The 23,523-nt window shown below is 55.0% G+C and carries 15 protein-coding genes and 1 pseudogene; all 16 read right to left on the bottom strand.

From position 1 onward, the window contains the following. Positions 1-142: 142 nt before the first annotated feature. The gene (gene ratA / locus J1G48_RS06030) at positions 143-5,740 is read right to left on the bottom strand and encodes a DUF823/DUF824 repeat adhesin RatA (protein ID WP_000375794.1); all 5,598 of its coding nucleotides are present in this window, start codon (positions 5,738-5,740) and stop codon (positions 143-145) included. A 119-nt stretch (positions 5,741-5,859) separates the two neighbouring features. After that, the gene (locus tag J1G48_RS06025; RefSeq protein ID WP_001149064.1) at positions 5,860-6,819 is read right to left on the bottom strand and encodes a SinI family autotransporter-associated protein; all 960 of its coding nucleotides are present in this window, start codon (positions 6,817-6,819) and stop codon (positions 5,860-5,862) included. 57 nt (positions 6,820-6,876) lie between these two features. Beyond that, positions 6,877-8,921, bottom strand: a pseudogene (gene sinH / locus J1G48_RS06020) (intimin-like inverse autotransporter SinH). A gap of 345 nt (positions 8,922-9,266) precedes the next feature. Then, positions 9,267-9,488, bottom strand: coding sequence for a zinc ribbon domain-containing protein (locus tag J1G48_RS06015; RefSeq protein ID WP_000406466.1), 222 nt, complete (start codon positions 9,486-9,488; stop codon positions 9,267-9,269). Positions 9,489-9,576: 88 nt separating this feature from the next. Beyond that, on the bottom strand, positions 9,577-11,049 hold the full coding sequence (gene der / locus J1G48_RS06010; protein ID WP_000249415.1) for a ribosome biogenesis GTPase Der: 1,473 nt from the start codon (positions 11,047-11,049) through the stop codon (positions 9,577-9,579). A gap of 118 nt (positions 11,050-11,167) precedes the next feature. Further along, positions 11,168-12,346: an outer membrane protein assembly factor BamB gene (gene bamB / locus J1G48_RS06005; protein WP_001177072.1), complete on the bottom strand. Its 1,179-nt coding sequence runs from the start codon at positions 12,344-12,346 to the stop codon at positions 11,168-11,170. 10 nt (positions 12,347-12,356) lie between these two features. Beyond that, positions 12,357-12,977, bottom strand: a complete 621-nt coding sequence (locus tag J1G48_RS06000; RefSeq protein WP_000409190.1) for a YfgM family protein — start codon at positions 12,975-12,977, stop codon at positions 12,357-12,359. A gap of 13 nt (positions 12,978-12,990) precedes the next feature. Then, positions 12,991-14,265 (bottom strand): histidine--tRNA ligase, encoded by a 1,275-nt coding sequence (gene hisS / locus J1G48_RS05995; RefSeq protein WP_001107146.1) that lies wholly within the window; start codon positions 14,263-14,265, stop codon positions 12,991-12,993. 110 nt (positions 14,266-14,375) lie between these two features. Next, positions 14,376-15,494 carry a flavodoxin-dependent (E)-4-hydroxy-3-methylbut-2-enyl-diphosphate synthase gene (gene ispG, locus J1G48_RS05990; RefSeq protein ID WP_000551804.1) on the bottom strand — a complete coding sequence of 373 codons (1,119 nt, stop codon included), beginning with the start codon at positions 15,492-15,494 and terminating at the stop codon, positions 14,376-14,378. Positions 15,495-15,520: 26 nt separating this feature from the next. Further along, on the bottom strand, positions 15,521-16,525 hold the full coding sequence (gene rodZ / locus J1G48_RS05985; RefSeq protein ID WP_001090894.1) for a cytoskeleton protein RodZ: 1,005 nt from the start codon (positions 16,523-16,525) through the stop codon (positions 15,521-15,523). 291 nt (positions 16,526-16,816) lie between these two features. Next, the gene (locus tag J1G48_RS05980) at positions 16,817-17,983 is read right to left on the bottom strand and encodes a bifunctional tRNA (adenosine(37)-C2)-methyltransferase TrmG/ribosomal RNA large subunit methyltransferase RlmN (RefSeq protein WP_000003206.1); all 1,167 of its coding nucleotides are present in this window, start codon (positions 17,981-17,983) and stop codon (positions 16,817-16,819) included. 206 nt (positions 17,984-18,189) lie between these two features. Beyond that, positions 18,190-18,621, bottom strand: coding sequence for a nucleoside-diphosphate kinase (gene ndk, locus J1G48_RS05975; protein WP_000963846.1), 432 nt, complete (start codon positions 18,619-18,621; stop codon positions 18,190-18,192). Between the two features lie 120 nt (positions 18,622-18,741). Then, positions 18,742-19,605 (bottom strand): 4Fe-4S binding protein, encoded by an 864-nt coding sequence (locus J1G48_RS05970; protein WP_000247780.1) that lies wholly within the window; start codon positions 19,603-19,605, stop codon positions 18,742-18,744. Then, positions 19,605-20,414: a dimethyl sulfoxide reductase anchor subunit family protein gene (locus J1G48_RS05965; RefSeq protein ID WP_000544895.1), complete on the bottom strand. Its 810-nt coding sequence runs from the start codon at positions 20,412-20,414 to the stop codon at positions 19,605-19,607. The genes J1G48_RS05970 and J1G48_RS05965 overlap by 1 nt, the downstream gene beginning before the upstream one ends. Then, entirely contained in the window at positions 20,407-21,036 is a 630-nt protein-coding gene (locus tag J1G48_RS05960; RefSeq protein ID WP_000077435.1) for a DMSO/selenate family reductase complex B subunit, read from the bottom strand. The genes J1G48_RS05965 and J1G48_RS05960 overlap by 8 nt, the downstream gene beginning before the upstream one ends. Further along, the gene (locus J1G48_RS05955) at positions 21,033-23,411 is read right to left on the bottom strand and encodes a DMSO/selenate family reductase complex A subunit (RefSeq protein WP_001703049.1); all 2,379 of its coding nucleotides are present in this window, start codon (positions 23,409-23,411) and stop codon (positions 21,033-21,035) included. Before J1G48_RS05955 ends, J1G48_RS05960 begins: the two co-directional genes overlap by 4 nt. Between the last annotated feature and the right edge of the window lie 112 nt (positions 23,412-23,523).

Here is a 23,523-nt window from a genome sequence, read left to right as displayed (position 1 = left end):
TTCGTTGCAGTTCATTCCATGAATACAAAAACGTAAAAATACATCGCTACCGGAACAGCGCCAGCTACAAGGGATACCCAGGTTGGGCGCCGCAAAGCGTCACCCAACATTCAAACGCGCTCCCGGCCCCATTCCCCATTCACTACGGCACCCGGCACGAGCCTAAGCCTGAGGTCGTCGCTTTTTCACGAGTACAGGTTGTCTGGCCGGTCGTTTCGTTAAATGAACAGTAGTACTTATTGCTTTGACCTTCATCTTGCGACACATAGTCCCAGGATGATGTCGTCGGCCATTGCAACGTGCCGATAACGCTCTGCAACGCTTTCAGATCGTCCAGCGAGGCTATATTTTCCTGCGATCCGCAAAGATGCGTCAACGACGTTTCCACGTGTTCGGACTGATAATAATAGTTCGTCCCCCAGATTTCATTATTAAACGGCCAGGTATCCCGGGGCGCGGCAGAGAGCTCGGCTTTCAGGTACGGGCGGCGCAGCGTAACGCCGTTCACCTGCACGGTATCCGGCATATGACCCCAGTATGACGCATACGGCGTGTCCGGGCTGGTTTGTACCGTAAAGATTGCATCTACGCTCGCCGCCTCATCAAATTGATTCGCAAGCGCCGCCGTGACAGACGTTTTTAACCCCAGCGATTTATCCTGAGTTAACGTAAACCGCAACTTACCGTCATCGCCGGTGAAGCCAGACCATTTTGTGCTGAGGCCATTCTGGTTATTAAACGCCACTGCCGTACCCGCAGGTGCAACCGGCGTCAGCATCATATTCGCAGGCGAAGTTGTAAACGGAACCGGCTCGCCAATCACGCCTGGTTCAATGTATTGCTTATCCACCGCACCGCGCGAATAAGCGTAATCACGCGTCAACAGTACGGCCACCCCGGCCTGCGGCTGCCCGGCGTCGTTAGTCACCGTTACCGTCATCGGTATCGTTTCGCCTTTTTTCGCCACGGCCGCCGATTTATCGGCGTTCCATGCGTCGGAAGAGAGCGCGATATTCAGCCCGCTGCGCGATGTTGTCAGGCAGAGTTGTAAGTAGTAGTTACCCGGGTTTTCCGACATGCTGTAGTTTTTCCCCGTCTTGAGATCTTTATACTGCCAGTAAAGGGTTGAGCCTTTCAGCAGGCTATCCCCCGCCCACCACCGCTTCCCGACGGGCAATCCAATATCGGTCGCCACCTTGCCGCTTGGGTGATCGTTGTACAGCGCAGTGAAATCATCTATCGCAGCCATCTGGTTCATCGGACACCCGCCGTAATTGCCGGTATTAAAACTATTCACCATGATCCAGTTTTCATTGGTTTCGAAATATGTATCCGTGTGCGCCTCCGATGAGGGCTCGCCTGCCACCAGCGGGCGCTTAAACTCCGCACCGTTGCTGGCGGTGAAGGTCTCCGGCATATGGCCGTACATGTTGGCCTTGTCGCTGTCCGGGCTGGTGAGGACGGTGAACACCACCGGCAGCGATGAGGTCGCCGTCGGCGTATCGTTCAGATTCGCGGTCAGCTGGTTTTTCAACCCTATGCCGCCGGGTTCGGCAAGCGTCAGGGCCAGCGTACCATCCGCGCCGGTGGCGCCGGTCAGAACCGATGTGGCATAGTAAAACTGTTGCTGCGCACCGGTGAGCGGCGTCACCGTCATGTTGGTGCCGTTAGTGGCTACAAATTTATTATAGTCGGTGTTGCGCGCCTTCCCGGCGTCGCGTTTAAGCGAAAAAGTCGCATAAGGCACCGGGTTGCCCATCGCATCGGTAGTGGTGATGAGTAGCGGGATCGACTCGCTGTTTTTCGCCTTCACCGCCTGAATAGCGTCATCCATCGCCTGCGGGGAGGTGAGGGTAATCTGCGTGGCCTGCGGCAGCGGCGTCGTGGCGCAAATTTGATACTGCCAGGCAGTGCTGGTCGCGCTGTTTTCTGACCGACGCGAACCATCAGCCAGATCGACTGCGTAATAGAAGTCAAGTTTTGCCCCGCTGGAAAATGACGTCGAGTTCGATCCGCTCCAGTAAGAATAGTAGACCGGCCAGCCCTGGGCGGTATTTATCGTTCGGCTCGGGTATTTGCTGTAGAGCGAATCCAGCGCCTCAACGGCAGGGTAATAGCCCGCCGCGCAACGGGCCGGATTGGCCCCTTCACTGGCTGGCCCATGAAAAACCGCCCAGGTTTCGTTGGTTTCTTGCTTAGACGCAGTATTGTCCGTACTGGACAGCTCAGCGTACAGCAGCGGGCGCTGGTACACCGCGCCATCCGCCGCCGTCAGCGATGGCGCCATATGCCCCCACATGCGGGCGACGCTGACATCCGGGCTGGTGACGACGGTAAAGATAGTGTCGATGCTGGCACTCACGGCGGCATTTTCATACAGCGTCGCGTTAATCGCGGTGCGGGTGCCGTGGGTGTCCGGGCGGGTGACGCTGATGATACGGGTGCCGTCAGTGCCGGTCTGCGACCCCATTTTGGTGGTGGTCCATGCCAGCGATTCGCCGTCGATCACCACGGGCGTCACGATGCCTTGCAGATCGTCACCGTCCTGAGCGGTATACTTTTCGCCCCGGCGATCGTAACCGTCGCCGCGGGTGAGCACAAACGGCGCTTCCGGGATCGGGTTGCCGCTGGCGTCCTTCACCGTCACCTTGAGCTGCATCGTCTCGCCCTTTTTCACTTTGACCGCGTGGACGTCGCTGCCGTCGTACCACTGCGACGGATTGACCGGTTCAATGGTGATGGACGCCGCCACCGGGTTATCGCTGGCCAGGCAGCTGGCGTAAATCGAGACGTTGCTGTTGGCAAATTCACTGCCGTTCGTCAGCGCGATCAGTTTCCAGGTGGTGGCGCTCTGGTAGGTGGACGACCAGTAGTTAAGATAGGTCGGCCAGCCCTGAATGCTGTGAATCTTGCCGCCGCTGTTGGCGTTATACAGCGCCTCAAGCTGGTCGATGCGCGGCAGGCGGTTCGCCGCGCAGCCGCCCGCATCCGGGTTGCCCACCGCGTCGCTATGGGCCACGCGCGCCCAGGTCTCATTGCTCTCGTCCTGGGTACGCAGCGGGTTGCTCACTTCACCCGCCAGTTTGGGCCGCTCAAAAGTCCAGTCGCCCACGGTAATCGTGTCGGCCATATGGCCCCACATTTTGGCTTTTGCCGTATCCGGGCTGGTCGCGACGGTAAACTTCACGCTGCGGGAAACCGGCGTATTGATGTATGAATTGACGGGCACGATGCTTAACGGCGTCAGCAGCCCCACGCCCTTTTTCTGGGTGAGGATAATGGTCGCATCGCCGTTAGCGTCGGTGATCCCGTGATAAACCTGCCCGGCAACGTAGCCCACGTCGTCAAACTGCATCTCGCCGTTGCTGGTATCGGTAAAGCCGGTCGTCAGCCCGTCACGCCGCCTGCCGTTCGCCATGGTGATGGTGAAGTCGGTATTGCCGATCGCTATGCCGTTAAGGGCGTTGCGCGAATGGATGTTCATCTTAACCTGTTCACCCACTTTGGCGTCGGCGTTTTTGATCACCGGGTCGTCGTTGAAGTAGACGTCCAGCACCGCCACCATTTCATTGGCCGAGCAGGTCAGGTAGTTGGGCGTATCGGTAAATTTGCCGCTATCGCCGTTTTCGAGGTTGACGTGTACCGTCCCGGAGGCGTCGCTGTCGGCGGCGATGAAATAATCTTCAGTCGGCCAGCCGTGCTCGCTTTCCATCTGTCCGCCCGCATGTTCGCTGTACAAATGCGCCAGCGACGACTGATCCGGCACCTGGCCGACACCGCACTGCGCGGTGGCCGACGCCACGGAGTTAAACGTCGCCCACTCTTCGTTATTTTCGCTGAATTGGCCGTCTTTATGGCTGGCCTCCACCGCCAGCAGCGGACGTTTGTACAGGTTGCCCGCGTCCACCACGCCGCGCATATGGCCCCACATGTTGGCGCCGTCCACGTCCGGGCTGGTGACCACGGTGAAAATTACGCTAAAGGACAGCTCGACGTTGCCGCCTTCGTCGTCCGGCATCACGATGCGGATGGGCGTTTCGACGCCCAGGCCGCTGTTATGTTTTAACGTCAGGTGCGCCTGGCCGTTGACGTCAGTCACGCCGGTATAGTGCTCCGGCGACGAGGCGCTCATACCTTCGGAATCAACGGTGACCCGCAGGTTATCCCATGCGTCCTGATGTTCCCCTTTGCGGTTTTTCGCCGGGTCGATAAACAGCTCCATGTAGCGGTAAGGCAGCGGTTTTTGCGTGTCCCGGTCAACTACGGTCATCGTCAGATCAATCGACTCCCCCACCTGCGCTTTATACGGTCCTTGTGGGGAGAGAGTAATCTGCGGGTGCGCCGCAGGCTGGGCTTTATCCACACAACTGACCAGCAGCGTGTCGCTGTCGGCGGCCCTGACGACCGATGCGCTGTTCATATGTACGGCAGCGTGGTAGCCGCTCATCTGATCTTTGGTCGACGACCAGTATTCGGCATCGTCCGTCGCCGGCCAGCCGGTGTACGTTGCCAGCGTGCTGTGCTCATGTCGCATCTGCACCAGTTGTTCGGCATCCGGCAGAATATTGCAATGGTTATCGGCGCCGTTCCAGTCGAACAGCGCCCAGGTTTCGTTGGTATCGACGACGCTTTTGTCAGCGCCGCTCGCTTCCGCCGCCAGCTTCGGGCGGGTGAAGGTGTAGGTTATACCGTTCAGCGTCGCGGTAGCGCTCTCTATCATGTGGCCGTACATACTGGCCTTATCGCTGTCTGGACTGGTGATGGTGGTGAAAATGACGTCGACATTGTCGGTCAGCGTGGGATAGTTTTGCGAAGAGACGATAAGTCGCGTTTTTACCCCCGGACCGTTCTCTTGCGTTACCACCACCGTGGCGTTGCCCTGCCCGTCCGTTACACCATGATATTCTGTTTGCGCAGTCGTTAACTCGGTATTGCCAACGCGCACCGGGTTAGCGTTATTGACCACACCCTGGCGATTTATTGCATCCTCGCGACGGATCACAAACGGCGCATTGATCGCAGGTTCGCCATCACACGCTTTGGTGGTGACAGTAAGAGTAATACTTTCTCCGACCTTAACTTTCGATGCTTCAAAACTGGCATCGACATGATCGCCGCTCACAGAAACAGGGTCGCTCACCGCTGGTTTGATATTCAGCGCCACTTTCGGGCTTAACAGCGGAATGGTCGCATAATTCGGCACCCCGGTACGCGTAAAGAGCCACAGCGCGGGAACGTTGGTTTCATCTTCCACCTGCGCCCAGGCCACCAGCTGTCGCCCGGCGAGGTTTTGGGCGCAAAAGGTCAGGTTCGGAACCGGCTGCGGCGAGAGCGGCGTGTCGGGCGTGGCGGCATCGGCCCATACCAGGCCCATGGCGGGCGGCTGGCGGTTTTCCCAGGCGATGGTGGGCGGATCGCTAAAGAGATCGCCTTCGGTATCGGTGGAATTGACCGCCCGCATCGAGGTTGAGGTAGCATCCGCGCTAAAATCGCGCGGCATGGCGCTGAATTCAATATCGTGGGTTTTGCTCGGGTCAAGCAGCGTACTTCCCTGGTAAAGGGGGATAATAGCGCCGTCGGCCAGCGGCGCGGTGCCGTTAACCGCACCGGTGACTGAGTTCAGCTCTTGCCAGGTTCCGCCCTTCAATAGCGCCTGCGCAGGTGCGATCGACACTGCAAACATGATCAGTAATGTCAGTAAGAAATGTACAACTTTATTCACTTGCCGATTCCTGTCCATGAGCGATAGCCACCCGTTTTCATTCTCTGTCGTAATTCAACCCACTTTGCTTAGCGCGCGGCTAAGCAAAGTGCGCGGAAAATACCACTCCCCGCGGGGAGTGGTATGTTGAGGACAACTTATTTGCGTTTGTAGTCGATGGACAGACCAAAGCCCTGGACACCGTCGCTACCCACGGTAACGCCGCCTTCCGCACCCTCGAACGCCTCTTTCGCTTCGGCGTTGGTAAGCGGGATGACAAGGTCTTTATCGTTCCAGTTTTCGTTGACGATACCACCAGTACCGGTACCTGCAATTTTACTGGTGCCGACGAATTTCCAGCGGTAGTCATACTGGTCGGTAACGTTTTCACCGGCATCATAGGTGCCGTTGCCGTTTTTATCGCTCCACAGCAATACCTGATAGGTAGTATTCGTTTTGAGTGTCGTCCCTGAATTCTTCAACAGGTTGGTATTCGAATCTTTCTCATGAATAACCACATGGACGTTTTCATCCACCACCGGACCTTCCGGAATTTCGTCATCATCCGAACCACCGCCCGCATCGGTCGACAAGTCTTTCAACAGCAGTTCGGTTGCCACGGCAGGGTCACCGGTGGTAGTGGTTGGCGTGATTTTGATACCGATATAACGATCCGCATCAGCGGCCTGGATTTCATAACTGTCACCAGTACCAAGATCTTTGGGGTCGCTGCCATTCTGATCGCTAAAGCTCACCCATTTCACGGTGGCTTTAGTTGCCGTGTTGTCGGTGTCCAGGTCGCCTTCCGTATCGCCAATCGCCCAGTTCACCGTGACCTTATCGCCAACGTGGAACTGCTTATCGCCTTCGGTCACAATTTTACGATCGCCGCGATCGATAGTTACCGTTACGTGATCTTTGTCGGTATCCGCAGTTTTATCCGCCGCACGGGTAATCCACGGCACCGTACCCTGAATGGTGCCCGTCTGTTCAGAGACAATCTGCCATTGCCCCGATTTCAGATTACCGTTTGCCGCCACCGCTGGCGCGGCGCAATACCCGGCAACTACTAATGCTAAAGCGACCTTCGTCAGCCGCCGTTTTACTGTTGCTTGCATTCAGACTCTCCTTTTTCTCAAAATTCAGCGGCTGGCTGGTCAGCCACAACGCTGACGCTATTTCTGACTATACGTAACGCGTATGCCGTAACCCTGAACGCCATCTTCCACATTGGCGGCAAACTTCTGCGCCGCCTCTTTATTGGTTACTGGCAGGACAAGATCTTCATTCATGGTGTTGGCCAGCGCGCCGGTATGTCCGTTTGTACTCTGCCCGGTAAACTCCCACTGGTAGTCGTACAGCGCCATCTCTTCTTCCGTGAGCTGCTCGGACATCTGGAATACGCCGTCTTTATTTTTGTCGCGCCACAGCAGGAAACGGTAAGCATTATTGACCGTAGGGTGCTTATCTTCTTTGCCGATAAGGTTGACAGGGTTGGCGGCTTTGACCTGATAAATCACCGCATTCAGCGCGCTCAGGTTGTCGCCGATAAAAGTGACATCAACGTAGTTACTGTCGCCATAGGCGTCTGCTTTCGCCTTCCAGCGGAAAGTCCCCGGCAGGGTGCTGGAAAGCGTCACCGTCCCCGCTTCTTTGTCACGACTGGCAATAAACACGCAGGGGGTTTCCGTGGTGCAGGGCGTCTGGGCCAGGGTGACTTTTTTATCATTGCTGTCGTACAACACGGGCGTCATGGCATCGTCCACCAGTTCGTTACCATTGCGATCCGTGGAGTCGCCAAAGGAATCGGTGATCAGCAGATCCATCACCACGCCGTCTTCGCCATCGGCCAGCGCGCTGGCTTCATGGCTGTGATCGCTGCGATCGGTATCGGCAATGTTGTCGACGATCAGCTCAATTTTGCGATCCTGCTGGACGGTGATTTCCACCACGCCGGAGTTCTGCTTATTGCCCTTTTCATCTTCCAGCGTCATGCGTACTTTCCAGGTGTTCAGGGCGGTGCGCTGCTCTTCGGTATCGGCATTAACCCAGGCAGGAAGCACCAGATTCCAGCTGTTATTGTTGCCTTCGGTTAACGCATTAGCTTTTACCACCGGCATCACCAGCGTACGGGCGGCGTTGTTTTTCGCCTGCCAGGAGGCAGAAATAATTTTGTAATGGTGGTTAATCAGCGCGTTGACCGTCCACTTACATTTCTCCAGCCCCACCGCGGCCTCAGGCGTATCTTCAATCACGCATTCCGGGTGTTCGTTGGTGGCGTCAGCCTTCAGCCACAACGTGACGTCCAGCGGATCTTTCTCACGATATTCGAGAATGATGAAATTGTTACGATCGACAAAATCGGTGCGGCTGCCCATTAAGGAGTGCTGAATTTTAACGTTTTCCGGATCGAGCTGCGCCGCCAGCGGCGTGCCTATCTGGTAGTTCACGGTCGCGTTAACGCTAAAGTCGTTACTATCGCCAGTACCGGCTTTGTAATCCGTACCAACCGTGACCAGCGGTACCGGCGTATATTCCAGCCCCAAAGTGACGGCATGAGGATCTTTTTGCAGATTATCGGTGCCAAACAGCGCTACTTCATCGCCGTAGTACTGTTCGTAAACTAATTTAGCGCCAAGCTGCGGATAAAACGGCAGCCAGCTTTCCATGCGGATATCCCAGCCGCGCGCGGGTCGTTCTTCATAAAAGTCGAAATCTTCGGAGTCTTTCCAGTCAGAAAGAGGATGGTAATAGTTGCCGGAGAATTTCAGGTAATCCGTCCAGGCTTCGGTTCCCAGACCTAATCGACGGTGACCGCGCGTAAAATCGTAGTCATAGAATGCGTTGCCGCCAAGCAGCCAGTTGCCGACGTTCTGGCGAACGCCAAGCCCAAAGTTACCAATGGTGCGGTCTTCCTTACGCTGAGCCGAAATCTGGCTAAAGAAAAGCGTGCTCTGGTTGTCATACCAGGGAATAAAATAATCCAGCGAACTGCCGTCCAGATCGCCGCCTTCGCCCACGGACAGGCTGGTACGGATCTTGCCATAAGGTGACATTACACCTTCAAGATATGACTGTGCTGAGGAAGTGATTTGGTTTTGCAAATAGGCAGGGAGGAGTGGCTTTCATCATTTGCAGATGCAGAGTTATCTGCGCCAGAAGCCGCAACTGAGACTCCAGACACTAATAGCAAAACCAGAATGCGAATCCTTCGCACCATATGATATCCCTGTCGTTAAATAAACACGCCTCTATGAAAAGATATTATATGGATGATTCAGATGGAATCATAACTAACAGGCCTAAATATATTCCTAAAAAGAAAAGTTTAATATGAAACAGATTTATAATATTGATATAATAAATAAAAAGAAAGCTGTTATTTATTTCTAATATTAATTTTCGGGAATAATATTCCCTATAAATAGTTGAATCAATAAAAAGAATAAAATAACCGCCGGGCAGGATACTATGCTGATATTACGGGAGTATCGAATAACGCTTTTGCCCTTAGCCGGATAAGACGTCGGCGCCTCTGCTCTGCGGCGCAACGTCGACAGCGGTTTTATTGATCGGAAATGACGAAATTAACCCGTTTTTTTGAAATTAAACCATGACCGTTCTGGCAAAAATAGTCCACTGCGCCGCAGGCTTTCAAAACCTGTAACGGCTGGCGGCAGTCAGGACAAAGTGCCTGTAACGAGAAATCTTTAGCGCATGTCTCGCAATGCGCAGTATCGCCATTGCGCTCCAGCGCGTGATGGCAAACGGGGCAGGTTATTTCCATAACATTCTCCTCAGGCGCATGACTCACTTTTACTTGAAAGGCCTGATAGCGCAGCGCTTGTCAGGCCTGGAATATTACTGAAAAAGCATTACTTGCTTTTCTTGATATGTTTCATCAGACGCTTACGTTTGCGCATTTGCGTTGGCGTCAGTGTGTTACGCTTGTTCGCATACGGGTTCTCCCCTTCTTTAAACTGAATGCGAATCGGCGTCCCCATCACTTCCAACGACTTGCGGAAGTAGTTCATCAGATAGCGCTTATAGGAGTCTGGCAGATCTTTTACCTGGTTGCCGTGAATAACCACAATCGGCGGGTTATAGCCGCCAGCGTGGGCATATTTCAGTTTCACACGGCGACCGCGCACCAGCGGCGGCTGATGATCTTCCACCGCCATCGTCATGATACGGGTCAGCATCGCAGTGCTCACCCGGCGAGTGGAACTGTCGTAAGCCTCGCGTACGGACTCAAACAGGTTGCCGACACCGCTGCCGTGTAGCGCAGAGATAAAATGAACGCGGGCAAAATCAATAAAGCCCAGACGGAAATCCAGCGTCTCTTTCACCTGCTCTTTGACTTCCTGGCTCAGGCCATCCCATTTGTTGACTACGATAACGAGTGAGCGCCCACTATTGAGGATAAAGCCCAGCAGAGACAAATCCTGGTCGGAGATCCCCTCGCGCGCATCGATAACCAACAGTACGACGTTAGCGTCTTCAATCGCCTGCAACGTTTTAATCACCGAGAACTTTTCTACCGCATCGGTGATTTTTCCGCGCTTACGCACCCCTGCCGTGTCAATCAGCACATATTCCCGTTCGTCGCGTTCCATCGGGATATAAATGCTGTCGCGAGTGGTGCCCGGCATGTCGTATACCACCACGCGCTCTTCGCCGAGAATACGGTTAGTGAGTGTGGACTTACCTACGTTCGGGCGACCGACAATCGCCAGCTTTATCGGCAGGCTTTGCGGGTCAAAATCATCTTCCGGCGCTTCTTCACCATTTTGTTCCACCTCGAACTGCGCCCAGTATTCCGCGTCTTCATCCACCTCTTCCTGCGGCGCGACATCATCCATCCACGGCAGAAGCACATGTTCCAGCAGGCTCAATACGCCGCGACCATGTGAGGCGGCGATAGGGTAAATTTCGCCTAATCCCAGCGAGTAAAAATCGACAACCGCCTGATCGGGATCGAGACCATCCGTTTTATTCGCCACCAGGAAGGTCGGTTTTTCACGGGAACGCAGATGTTTGGCAATCGCTTCATCCGCCGGCATCAGGCCAGCGCGCGCATCTACCATGAATAACACCACATCCGCTTCTTCAATCGCCAGCAGCGACTGTTCCGCCATCCGCGTTTCGACGCCGTCTTCGGTGCCGTCAATACCGCCAGTGTCGATACAGATAAACTCGCGGCCTTCAACCTCCGCACGACCGTACTTACGGTCACGAGTCAGACCCGGGAAATCCGCAACCAGCGCATCTCGGGTGCGGGTCAGACGGTTAAATAGCGTGGATTTTCCGACGTTAGGGCGCCCGACAAGCGCGACCACAGGTACCATGTTTAAAGCCTCATTTAAAAAATCATCAGACAACGCGCGTCATTTTTACGCCGTTGTTAAAAACAGGAAAACGGCCCCTACACCAGGAGCCGTTTTTTAAAACACACAACCGTGACGATTAACGCGTAATCGCGTAGACCGTACCGTCTTTGGCCTGGATGAGCAGTTTACCATCCGCCACCGTCGGTTCGGTCAGAAAACCGGAACTGTCTACTTTTTGTTGGGCCACAAAACGCCCGTCATCAACATTAATCCAGTGCAGATAACCTTCGCTATCGCCGACGACTAAATCACCATTATACAGCACCGGGGAGGTCAGCAAACGGTGCAGCAAATCGCTTTGCGTCCACAGCGTTACGCCGCCGTCAGTGGTCAGCGCCAGCACGCGATCGTTCTGATCGACCAGGTAGATACGGTCTCCGTCGACGATAAAGTCATTGACCGAACCCAGCTCGCGTTTCCACATAATCTGACCACTGCGCAGATCCAGCGCCGTTAAGTTACCATTATACGCCAACGCGTAAACGACGCCGTTTACCACAACCGGCGTGGTATCGACGTCGCTCAGACGGTCAATTTCCGTTGGGCCAGTGGCCTGGGAGATACGCTGCTGCCAAATCATCTGCCCTTGTTGCATCAGCACGGCGCTGACGCGGCCATTATCACCACCAACGATAGCCGCGCCGAACGCGGTTGCCGGCGCAGATTCGCCGCGCAGCGACAGCGAAGGCATATCCAGGTTCACCGTCCATTTAATTGCGCCATCCGCCTGATTTAGCGCCTGCAACTGACCGTTGCTGGTATGGATAAGAACGATTCCATCACTGACAACCGGACGAGACAACGCTTCGCCTGCGACCTTCGTCTGCCATGCTGTGGTACCGTCGCTGGTATTCAGCGCATAAACCTCGGCCTTTTCACTGCCGATATAGACGTGACCGCCCGCGACAGTGACGCCGCCGGACAACAACGCGGACGAACGAGAGAACCAGCCGTCTTTCTCGCCCAGATTCACAGACCAGATCTCTTTGCCATCATCCGCATTGAGCGCTTTTACCACGCCCGCGCGATCGGCTGCATAGACCACGTTATCTGCCATTACCGGATGAAGGTTAGAATAAAATTCGCCAATTCCGTTACCGACAGAGGTGCTCCAGACAGTGGTCGGGGTAAACTGGTTTTCAACCTGCGGTAATGGAGACATCTTGACGACATCTTCTTCGCCGCTAAACAGTGAACAGCCGCTGAGCAGGGTAACGGAAAGCAACCCTGGCAGAAGTAATTTACGCAATTGCATCGGGTCCCTCTCAGATGGACAAATTATTGATTTTCATCTGCATCATTTCGCTCAACGCCGGAGAAGCATCGCTATTGACGCCCGCTTCCCATGCGCTGCGCGCGCCTTTTTTATCACCCTTACTCAGCAACGCTTCGCCGCGCAAATCAGCGACAATGGCTGTCCATCCTTCGCCTTTAACGGCATCCAGAGTTTTCAGCGCGGCGTCGGCTTGCTTAAGCTGCAACTGAACGCGAGCGAGACGCAGATTAATCACCGCTTTGAGATTTTCATCGCTGGTGGCCGCCAACCCCTGCTGCAACTGGGCTTCGGCTTTTTTAAGTTCATTCTTATCCACAAACTGCTGCGCCAGTTCCATAGACGCCAGCGCACCATAGGTGTTTTTATTCTCAGCCGCGAATTTTTCAGCGGCGGGAATGCTATCCGGCTTATCGGCGCTTACCGCCGTCACCGCATTTTGATACGCCAGAGAAGCAGCACGCGCGGACTCCGTCTGATGGCTGCTCCAGTAACGCCAGCCAACCAGCGCGCCAACCCCTAAAATCACTCCGACAGCCAGCGCTTTGCCGTTTTCGGCAAAGAAGCGTTTAATCGCATCCACCTGGTCGTGTTCGTTCTCGTAAATTTCCACGCTGTCCTTCTCCTTAGCCCAATAAAGTGCGCAAATGCGCGGCGACGCTGTCCTGCGCCACTGCCGTTTGCTCACCGGAGCGCAAATCCTTCACTACAACAGTCCCATCGGCGACTTCAGATTCGCCAAGAACCAGTGCAATACGGGCGCCCCACTTATCGGCGCGGGCAAACTGTTTCTTAAAGTTGCCGCCGCCGTGGTTTGTCATTAGCTTCACGCCTGGCATTTCATCGCGCAGCCGCTCCGCCAGCGTCATTGCCGCAGACTGCGTTTGTGCGCCGGCAGCTACCAGGTATATATCGACAACAGGAGAGGCAATAAATTCCGGATTAACTGCCTGAACTAACAAAACAAGTCGTTCCAGGCCCATCGCAAAGCCCACTGCCGGGGTAGCGCGACCGCCCAGTTGTTCCACCAGACCGTCATAACGACCACCCGCACAGACGGTGCCTTGTGACCCCAGACTGTTTGTTACCCATTCAAATACGGTGCGGTTGTAGTAATCCAGACCGCGTACCAGACGCTGGTTGACGGTGTAGGCAATCCCCGCCGCGTCCAGCAATTTACACAGGCCGGCAAAGTGCTCGCGTGAATCGTCATCGAGATAGTCGCCGAGAGCGGGCGCGTCGTTGAGCAGCGCCTGCACGTCCGGATTTTTTGAATCCAGCACGCGCAGCGGATTGGTATACATACGGCGTTTGCAGTCTTCGTCCAGCGTCTCTTGATGCTGTTCGAGGAACGCGACCAGCGCATCGCGATAGTTCGCACGCGCCTCTAAGGAACCAATAGAGTTCAGCTCCAGGCTAACGTGTTCAGAGATGCCCAGCGCGCGCCACCAGCGTGCGGTCAGCATAATCAGTTCCGCGTCGATATCCGGGCCTTGTAAGCCAAAGACTTCGGCACCTAGCTGGTGGAACTGACGGTAGCGGCCTTTTTGCGGACGCTCATGACGGAACATCGGCCCGATATACCACAAACGCTGTTCCTGATTGTACAGGAGACCATGTTCGATGCCGGCGCGTACACAGCCCGCCGTACCTTCAGGGCGCAATGTCAGGCTATCGCCGTTGCGATCCTCAAAGGTGTACATCTCTTTTTCAACCACGTCAGTAACTTCACCGATCGCACGTTTGAATAACGGGGTCTGCTCTACAATCGGCAAGCGGATTTCACTGTAACCGTAGCTGCCGAGCACGTTTTTGAGTGTGCCTTCAATGCGCTGCCAGATGGCGGTTTCGCCAGGCAGATAATCGTTCATGCCGCGAATGGCTTGAATGTTTTTTGCCACGTTTATTCTCTTTCTGAATATAAAAATGAACCCTCAGCGCTTCCCCGAACGAACCGGGAGCCATGCGGGTTCAATCATACACGGGAAGCGCGCCGCTTCCCATCACGTTCTTATTTTTCAACCTGCAGCACGTCAATCCGACGCGCTTCATCAAGTTGACTTGCTTTCGCGCGAATACGGGATTCAAGCTGCGCGATCATATCGTCGTTATCGAGTCTGTCCTTACGCACGCCGTCTTCATACAGGCCGCTTTTCTTATTGCCGCCCGTCACGCCCAGCGTCGATACCAGCGCTTCGCCCGGCCCGTTCACTACGCAACCGATGATCGAGACGTCCATCGGGGTGATGATATCTTCCAGACGCTGCTCCAGCGCGTTCACCGTGCCGATAACGTCGAACTCCTGGCGAGAACAGGTCGGGCAGGCGATGAAATTGATGCCGCGCGCGCGAATGCGCAGCGACTTCAGAATATCGAAACCGACTTTGATCTCTTCCACCGGGTCGGCCGCCAACGATACGCGCAGCGTGTCGCCGATACCTTCCGATAACAGCAGACCTAAACCGATCGCCGACTTGACCGCCCCGCTACGCGCGCCGCCCGCTTCGGTGATCCCCAGATGCAGCGGCTGATCGATCTGTTTAGCCAACAAACGATAAGACTCAACGGCAAGGAATACATCGGACGCTTTTACGCTCACTTTGAACTGATCAAAGTTGAGACGATCGAGATGATCGACATGGCGCATGGCTGATTCCAGCAGCGCCTGCGGCGTCGGCTCACCGTATTTTTCCTGCAGATCTTTTTCCAGCGATCCGGCATTTACGCCTATACGAATAGGGATGTTTTTGTCGCGCGCGCAGTCCACCACCATGCGAATGCGTTCTTCGTTACCGATATTGCCGGGGTTGATACGCAAGCAGTCAACGCCGTATTCCGCTACTTTCAGCGCAATGCGGTAGTCGAAGTGAATATCGGCAACCAGCGGGACGTTAACCTGCTGTTTGATAAGCTTGAACGCTTCGGCGGCGTCCATGGTCGGTACAGAAACACGAACAATATCTGCGCCAACGCGTTCCAGCGCTTTGATCTGATTAACCGTCGCTTCCACGTCAGTGGTACGCGTGTTAGTCATCGACTGGACGGCGATGGGGGCGCCATCGCCAATCGGCACATTCCCAACGTAAATACGTGTCGATTTTCTACGTTGAATCGGAGCCTGGTTATGCATGAAAAATCTCCCGCGTTACCCGTCTGTTACTGCGCCGGTGTCGGTTCGGCATTAAGGGTCAGACGCGCAACCTGATTAGTTCTGATAAAGCGGCTCAGATCGACAGGTTTTCCTTGATACTGGATCTGCACCGCGGCCGGCGCGCCAATTTTAAGTTTATAAGGCGCCTGACCGGTTAGGTTTAAATTACCATCTTTACGCTGCATACCACTAAACAGCTTCTTACCCGTGGCGTCAGTGACTTCGAGCCAGCAGTCAGCGGTAAAATTCATCACCAGCGCGTTCGGATCGGCAGCAGGCGCCGCTACGCCAGCCTGACTGGTCGGCAGCGCGGACGGCGTCTCCGTTGCCGCTGGCGCGGCAGATGTCGCAGCCGTATCGACATTCGCCTGCGAAGGCGCGACTACCGTATTTTGCGTTGCCGCCGCCGTTGGCGCTGGCGTTTGCGTCGCCGCCGTCGAATCAACCGGCGTCGCAGGCGCCGGAGCCGTTTGCGCTGGCGTCGTATCCTGGCTTGTCACGGCACCGGTGTCCAGCGGTACGCTTTGGCCGCTGTCTTTATCTGCGTTCAGTTCAGCCGTGCTTTGATCGGCCATCGTCGTGATCTCTTCCTGCTGCGCCTTGTGGTTCTGCCACCACCAGGCGCCGGTCAGCCCTACGACCACAAACAGTACCAGCCAGGTAAAAGACATTAACCAGCCGTCGCGTTTTTTACGACGCTTTCCTAATGAGAAACTCTGCATCGGGGCGACTTTAGCGGCGCGCAGCGGAGCTTGTTTTTCCAGCCCCGGCAGCAGTTCCTCTTCTGGAACATGCACCAGACGCGCATATGAGCGGATATATCCGCGCAGGAAGGTTGAAGCAAGATCGGACGGCGCCTTATCTTCTTCAATATCGCGTACCGTAGAAACCTTCAGGCAAAGTCGCTCAGCGACAGCCTGCTGGCTGAGTCCGAGTTGTTCACGGGCATTGCGCAGACGAACGCCGGTGGTTTGTGCTTCATTTTGGTCGTGCGTGGCTTCAGTATTCATTCGCTACAGCTACAGGTACGTGTAAATTAGGATTCAGGCGCCGACGAGCCGTAATGCCCGCCCACACCGCGAAACATCAGGTTAGTTAACCTTAGTCAGACAGTATAAGCCTGTCAGGCCGCAGATGACAAAACCGCTAAGACACAAGGCTAAACTCTTGTTGCACCATTACATACTGCCTTAAAGTCGACAAAAACGCACCGTTATTATTGACCAGACAAGTACAACGCCAGACATTATTCAACTGACATTGCGCCACGGTATAATGAATGCCCCGTGGCACAACTGCTATCAAATAGCCTTGATGTCAATCACCTCTCCCTGCATACGCTTACGCAGGGTACGTTTAGTACGGTCAATCACATCGCCTGCCAACTGTCCGCATGCCGCATCAATGTCATCGCCACGCGTCTTGCGTACGATGGTCGTGAAACCATAACTCATCAAAACTTTAGAAAAGCGATCGATACGGCTGTTAGAGCTGCGGCCATACGGCGCGCCAGGGAACGGGTTCCACGGAATCAGATTAATCTTACAAGGCGTCTCTTTTAGTAGCTCCGCCAGTTGATGCGCGTGTTCAGTGCCGTCGTTGACGTGGTCAAGCATCACGTATTCAATCGTCACGCGCCCCTGATTGGCGTTGGATTTCTCCAGATAGCGGCGAACCGCGCCCAGGAACGTTTCGATATTGTATTTTTTGTTGATCGGGACGATTTCGTCGCGAATAGTGTCATTCGGCGCATGTAAGGAGATAGCCAGCGCGACATCTATCATATCGCCCAGTTTATCCAGCGCAGGCACCACGCCTGACGTTGAGAGCGTGACACGACGTTTGGACAGGCCGAAACCAAAGTCATCGAGCATAATTTCCATCGCCGGTACGACATTGGTCAGGTTAAGCAATGGCTCGCCCATCCCCATCATGACCACGTTGGTGATCGGACGCTGGCCGGTGACTTTGGCCGCGCCGACGATTTTCGCCGCACGCCAGACCTGACCGATAATTTCCGATACGCGCAGGTTGCGGTTAAAGCCCTGCTGCGCAGTTGAACAAAACTTGCACTCCAGCGCGCATCCTACCTGTGAAGAGACACACAGCGTAGCGCGGTCGTCTTCCGGGATATAGACCGTTTCAACGCGCTGATCGCCGACAGCAATCGCCCACTTAATGGTGCCGTCTGAGGAACGCTGCTCTTCAACGACCTCCGGCGCGCGGATTTCCGCGACCTCTTTTAATTTGCCGCGCAACACTTTGTTGATGTCGGTCATCTCATCAAAATTATCGCAGCAATAGTGATACATCCATTTCATCACCTGATCGGCGCGGAAAGGCTTTTCACCTAAGTTTTTAAAAAACTCGCGCATCTGCTGACGGTTGAGATCCAGCAGGTTGATTTTTGTTTCGTTGTTAAGAACTACCGGGGTACTGCTTTCAGGTGTGACAATTTGTTCAGACATATGCTATTCCGGCCTCGTTATTACACGTTATGGCCCCTGGAGGGTTGAAAAAAGAAACGCCCCGGTAAGCATACTGCTCGTCCGGGGGCGCTGCATTGTACAAATTCTGGCGTAAGGATGCCACGTCTGCACGCGGCATTAGCAAAAATAATATTTGAACCGATAATTTACCGCCAACGCATTTACAGCGTGAAAGACGAAGGAGATTAACGGGTGCGCGGGCACACTTCGCCTTCACCGAAGAAAAAGGCGATTTCGCGCTGCGCGGATTCCAGCGAATCCGAACCGTGGGTGCCGTTTTCAGTTAAGCTATCAGCGTAGTCGGCGCGCAGCGTACCCGCCAACGCGTTCGCCGGATTGGTGGCGCCAAGCAGATCGCGGTGACGCTGTACCGCATTTTCACTTTCCAGCACGGATACCACGATAGGGCCAGAGGTCATGAACTCCACCAGACCGTCAAAGAACGGTTTGCCGTCGTGCTCAGCATAGAAGCCGCGCGCCTGCTCAACGGTCAGGTGCAGCATTTTAGTGCCAACAATTTTGAACCCTGCAGCTTCAAAGCGCGCAAAGATGCTGCCAATAACGTTTTTTGCCACCGCGTTGGGTTTAATGATGGAAAAAGTCCGTTCAATAGCCATGTTTACCTCTGAAATATGTTCTGTTGTTATGTCAGGCGCGGATTATAAAGAGCATCCCATCAATTGCCTATGGATATAGGTAACATTTTTTTAAAATAAAATGAGCATTAGCAACAAAAGTTAAAGACGCACAGCAAACTCAGGGGACTGACACAGCACGCAGTGCGTGTGTTCAGGCGTGAGAGCATGGAAAGTACGTTTGCAGATGTCGCAGGTGAGCGTATGCGCCGCACTATGCCGCGTTGAGGCGGGTTCCACGTCAAACCGCAGCCGCAGCGCCTGATGCGGACATACCGCCGCACAGCCGCCGCATCCCGTACAACGCGCCGCCGCTATCGTCAGGGTATTGTCGTCAAACTGGATAACGTTCTCCGGGCAGCTTCGCCAGCAGGCGCCGCACATCCTGCACTCTTGCGGACTGATTTCGGGTACGCATTCGCTGAACGCGGAAAACGCCTGTCTGAGACGCCGTTTCCCCGGCTCGACGGCACACGGGGTAATGGCGTCGCGCGGAACATGAAACAGAGTGCGCCGCGAGGCGTTAATCTCCGCGCCGACAACGTGTTTGAAAGACCAGCCCGGCTCGCCGTAGCGGCGCAGCGCTAAATTTAGCCCCGCCAGCGCCATCAGCCACTGCGCCGATCGCTCCACCGCAATATCAATAAAGCGAATACCGTACTGGCTGTGCCAGAGAAGCAGTTCATCGACCGTTGGCGCCTGTAGCGAAAACGGCCCCACCAACGTATCCCCCTGCACAAAGCGTTTAACCGGTTTGATACCGGTAATGGCGTCAACAGGACAGACAAACAGACAGTCGCCACAGGCTATGCAGCGTGTCGTATCTATGCTGACCTGCCCCTGCGCCAGCGAAAACGCCTGCGCCGGACAAACATCGGCGCAAGCGCGGCAGGAAGAAAAACGAAAGCGACGACGGACGCAAGCCTGCGTCACGTCTACCGCCGGATCGATCGTCAGGTTAACCATCAGCCAATACTAAAGAAGACGTAGCGCAGCATAATCTCGCCGATAAGCAGCAATACGCTGCCCGCCACCAGAGTTCCTCTGGCGTTTCGCAGACCGCCTGCGGCAAAGCAGAGCATTCCCGCCGCTGAGACACACCAGCCGAGAAGATAGACGTCGCGCAACTGCGCCAGCGCCTGTAGCGGATGATGCGGGAAAGTGACGACCGTCGTATCCACTGCATTAATATCCGCCAGCCATAGCGGCTGCATGATCAGGCGAATCAGCACCATCAGTGCGACCACCACCACAGCGCAGCGCATTGCGGCGCCAGCGTTGCGCAGATAAGCCAGCGCAATGACTACCGAGCCGATAATGCCTGATGTGCCAAAGAACAGCGCCAGCGTGTTGCTATGCTGCCAGGTCGCCACCGAGGCATGGATATAAACCTGCGCCATGCAGAATACATCCACCAGCCCGAACGCTGCCGCCAACGCCAGCAGCGGCTGCCAGCCTGGCTTTCGGAAAAACAGCAGCACAACCCCCAGTCCCAGCGCCGCCAGATAAAGGCTGGCAAAGACGATTTCGCGACTCAGCCACGAACTGGCGACATGACGTAACGCATTTAGCGCATTCAGGGGATAGCCCATGTGCAGCGCTGAAGCAAGCAGCCCTACGCAGGCCAGTACAAACGCCCCCGCCATCGCGGGAAGCGCGCCGCGTGCAGGCACGCGTCCCTCTACGGCGTACTGGCGGCCCAACGCCAGCCACACTGTCACACCCACAGACCCTTGCAAACAGAGCGTAAAAATCAGCAGCGGTAACTCATGCATGGCGTTTACCCTCTTTTTCTGCGCCCTGATGCGCTTTGACAACCAGATTAGGTTTGGTTATGGATGAATCTGGCAGCCCGTTAACGTCGCATACGCTACCGTACTTCGCGCGCAGTTCATCAATCGGAGCAAACTTGATGGCCTCCAGCGGACAGGTCGCAACACAGACGGGCGGTTCACCTTTCGCCAGTAAATCAACGCACATGTCGCACTTGGACATTTGGCCGGTCTGCTCGTTAAGCTGCGGCGCGCCGTAAGGGCAGGACCAAGCGCAATAGCCACAGCCGACGCATTTGTCGGTATCAACGCGCACGATGCCGTCGCCCGGGCGTTTATGCATAGCGGTAGTCGGGCAATTCTTGGTGCAGACAGGGTCCGCACAGTGATTGCAGGAAATAGAAAGCGTATAAGCAAATACGTTATTGCTGACCCCGCCCTGCCCGGTCGGGATGAAACTTCCGCCCTTGACTTCATAGACGCGGCGGAAACGACGGCCTACTTCCAGATTGTTTTTGTCTTTGCAGGCCACCTGGCAGGCTTTACAACCGGAGCAGCGTGAGGAGTCGATGAAAAACCCCAGTTGTTTATCGCTCACCGGCGGGTAATGTGTAAACTGACTCATGCTTTAGCCACCTCCACCAGCATGGTTTGATGTGAATTTCCCTTCGCCAGCGCGGTAATACGGGCCGAGCTGAGGACGTTCGCACAGCCGCCTTTATCAACGCCGTTTTCATCCGGCTGCCACCAGGCGCCAGCCTGCATTGCGACAACGCCGGGAATAATGCGCGGCGTCACTTCCGCCGGGATTTCGCAAATCCCGCGTGAGTTATGAATACGCACCATGTCGCCATGCGTAATGCCGCGCTTTTGCGCATCCTGCGGGTTGATCCACAATGTCTGCTGCTGCACTTCAATCAGCCACGGGTTAGCGTATTGCGTTGAGTTGGCGCGGTTTTTTCCTTTCCACGTAATTAACTGGAGCGGAAAATCTTTCACCAGCGCATCCTCCGGGCCTTCATGCGCGGGAACGTAGTGCGACAACGCCGGGATTTCCGGATGCTGCATGTCGTACAGGCGCTTCGAGAAGATCTCTATTTTCCCTGACGGCGTCGGGAACGGATGATTGTCCGGATCGCGAATATTGTCTTCAAAGGCGATAAATGGCGCGCTTTTGAACAGATGCTGACGGGTCTTTTGCAGCGTGGCGAAATCCGGTAGATTTTCGTCCGGCATCGCCAGGCGCGTCTGTTCCCAGATGTGTTCAATCCACGCTTTCTCATCGCGCCCCTGGCTAAATTCGTTTTCAATGCCTAATTTCGCCGCCACCTCACGTAGCCAGTCGTAGTCGGAGCGCCGCTCAAATTCAGGCTCGATCAGTTTTTCAGAGAGTATCAGGTAGCTTGCCGTGCCCCAGGTTTCACCGATGTTCCAGCGTTCCATAAAGCTGGTTTCCGGCAGCAGTAGATCAGCGTATTTCGCGCTCGGCGTCATAAACAGATCGCTGGCGACAATAAACTGGATCTTTGATTCATCCTCCAGTACGCGTACCGCCTGGTGCAGATCGGGGTTCTGATTCGCCAGATAGTTCCCGGCCAGCGAGAACAGAATACGGATGTTACTGTCCAGCTTATCGGCATCTTTCAGCCCCATATCCGGCGTCACTTTGCTGGCGTCGTCTGCGGCCTGCACCCAGTTCATCACCGAAATTTTGGCTTTTACCGGGTTATCCGGCATCTCCGGACCCGCGGCAAATTTACGGTTAGCGCAGCCGCCATAACCCGCAGCCCAACCGCCTTTGATGCCGACATTACCGGTAATGGTCGCCAGTAGGGTCGAGCCGCGCGCGGTGCGCTCGCCGCAGTTGTGGCGCTGTGGTCCCCACCCCTGAATCAACGCGGCGGGTTTGGTATTCGCGTAATCACACGCTAACTGGCGTATGGTTTGCGCCGGCACATGGGTGATCTTTTCCGCCCACTCGGGGGACTTAACGACACCGTCTTTGGCGCCGGTCAGATACGCCACCAGCGATTCGTTAGCCGGTACGCCTTCCGGCATTGAGTCTTCGTCAAAACCGATAGCGTAGCGCGCAATAAATGCGCGATCGTGCAGATTCTCGCTGATGATGACGTACATCATCGCGTCCATCAGCGCATTGTCGGTGGTGGGCAGCAGCGGGATCCACTGATCCGCCAGCGAGGAAACGGTGTCGGAATAGCGCGGATCGACCACGATAAACCGCGTACCGTTCTGCTTCATCTTCTGCAAGAAATAGTTGGTATGACCAAAAATGGTCTCCGTCGGGTTATGGCCCCACAGAATCACCAGTTTGGTGTCCAAAAGCGTATCCAGCGAACTGCCGCTGGCGGCAATGCCGTAAGTATAAGGCGTCGCGGCCGCCGTATTGCCCATACTCACAGAATGGTAGCTTTCGAGATAGCCGCCGGTCAGATTCAGCAGGCGACGCGCCATTTTATCGCCGGAAAAGGTGCCGCCGGAAACGGCGGTGCCAACATGAACATAGCGCGAAGCCGGGCCATATTTTTCAGTAATCGATTTTAAATTATCGGCGATTAAGGTTGTCGCTTCATCCCAGGAAATTCGCTCGAACTTTCCTTCACCGCGTTTTCCTACACGCTTCATGGGATATTTAAGTCTATCGGGGTGATAAACAAATTTACGGTATGCGCGTCCACGAACACAGGCACGCATCACCGGCATTTGCGCATCCAGCGCATTATCCGGTCGCGTTGAAATTCGCGTCACGATACCGTCACTAACATGCGCCCGAATATCGCATTTGCCCCCGCAGTCAAAAGTGCTGCATGTCTGAACGACTTTTTCCGCAGGCCTGTTTTCAGTGGCCGTCACAGCGCGCGCCTGAGCGGTAGCTGGCGAGGAGACAAACGGTAACGCAATAAGCGCGGAGCTGGCCTGGATAAAGTGGCGGCGAGAAATAGCGGGCTGTTCGCCATTTCCCTGGCTTTTTATATTTTTCATGATCCGACTCGTCAAATAAAAACCCATTCTCACGTTTTTAAGTGTTAGATCTCTTGATATTTATCAAGCTCCCTCATTAAGGGTAATTCCGGAAAAATTAATAATTCTCATT

Origin of the sequence: Salmonella sp. SAL-020, assembly GCF_017372215.1 — a bacterium.
Classification (GTDB): domain Bacteria; phylum Pseudomonadota; class Gammaproteobacteria; order Enterobacterales; family Enterobacteriaceae; genus Salmonella; species Salmonella enterica.
Note: the sequence above shows the minus strand (reverse complement) of the source record. Positions and strands in the feature narration are given on the sequence as shown.

Excerpts from the sequence above, each read along its gene's own strand:
- ratA (WP_000375794.1), bottom strand. The coding sequence starts at position 5,740 with ATGGACAGGAATCGGCAAGTGAATAAAGTTGTACATTTCTTACTGACA.
- J1G48_RS06025 (WP_001149064.1), bottom strand. The coding sequence starts at position 6,819 with ATGCAAGCAACAGTAAAACGGCGGCTGACGAAGGTCGCTTTAGCATTA.
- J1G48_RS06015 (WP_000406466.1), bottom strand. The coding sequence starts at position 9,488 with ATGGAAATAACCTGCCCCGTTTGCCATCACGCGCTGGAGCGCAATGGC.
- der (WP_000249415.1), bottom strand. The coding sequence starts at position 11,049 with ATGGTACCTGTGGTCGCGCTTGTCGGGCGCCCTAACGTCGGAAAATCC.
- bamB (WP_001177072.1), bottom strand. The coding sequence starts at position 12,346 with ATGCAATTGCGTAAATTACTTCTGCCAGGGTTGCTTTCCGTTACCCTG.
- ispG (WP_000551804.1), bottom strand. The coding sequence starts at position 15,494 with ATGCATAACCAGGCTCCGATTCAACGTAGAAAATCGACACGTATTTAC.
- rodZ (WP_001090894.1), bottom strand. The coding sequence starts at position 16,525 with ATGAATACTGAAGCCACGCACGACCAAAATGAAGCACAAACCACCGGC.
- J1G48_RS05980 (WP_000003206.1), bottom strand. The coding sequence starts at position 17,983 with ATGTCTGAACAAATTGTCACACCTGAAAGCAGTACCCCGGTAGTTCTT.
- ndk (WP_000963846.1), bottom strand. The coding sequence starts at position 18,621 with ATGGCTATTGAACGGACTTTTTCCATCATTAAACCCAACGCGGTGGCA.
- J1G48_RS05970 (WP_000247780.1), bottom strand. The coding sequence starts at position 19,605 with ATGGTTAACCTGACGATCGATCCGGCGGTAGACGTGACGCAGGCTTGC.
- J1G48_RS05965 (WP_000544895.1), bottom strand. The coding sequence starts at position 20,414 with ATGCATGAGTTACCGCTGCTGATTTTTACGCTCTGTTTGCAAGGGTCT.
- J1G48_RS05960 (WP_000077435.1), bottom strand. The coding sequence starts at position 21,036 with ATGAGTCAGTTTACACATTACCCGCCGGTGAGCGATAAACAACTGGGG.
- J1G48_RS05955 (WP_001703049.1), bottom strand. The coding sequence starts at position 23,411 with ATGAAAAATATAAAAAGCCAGGGAAATGGCGAACAGCCCGCTATTTCT.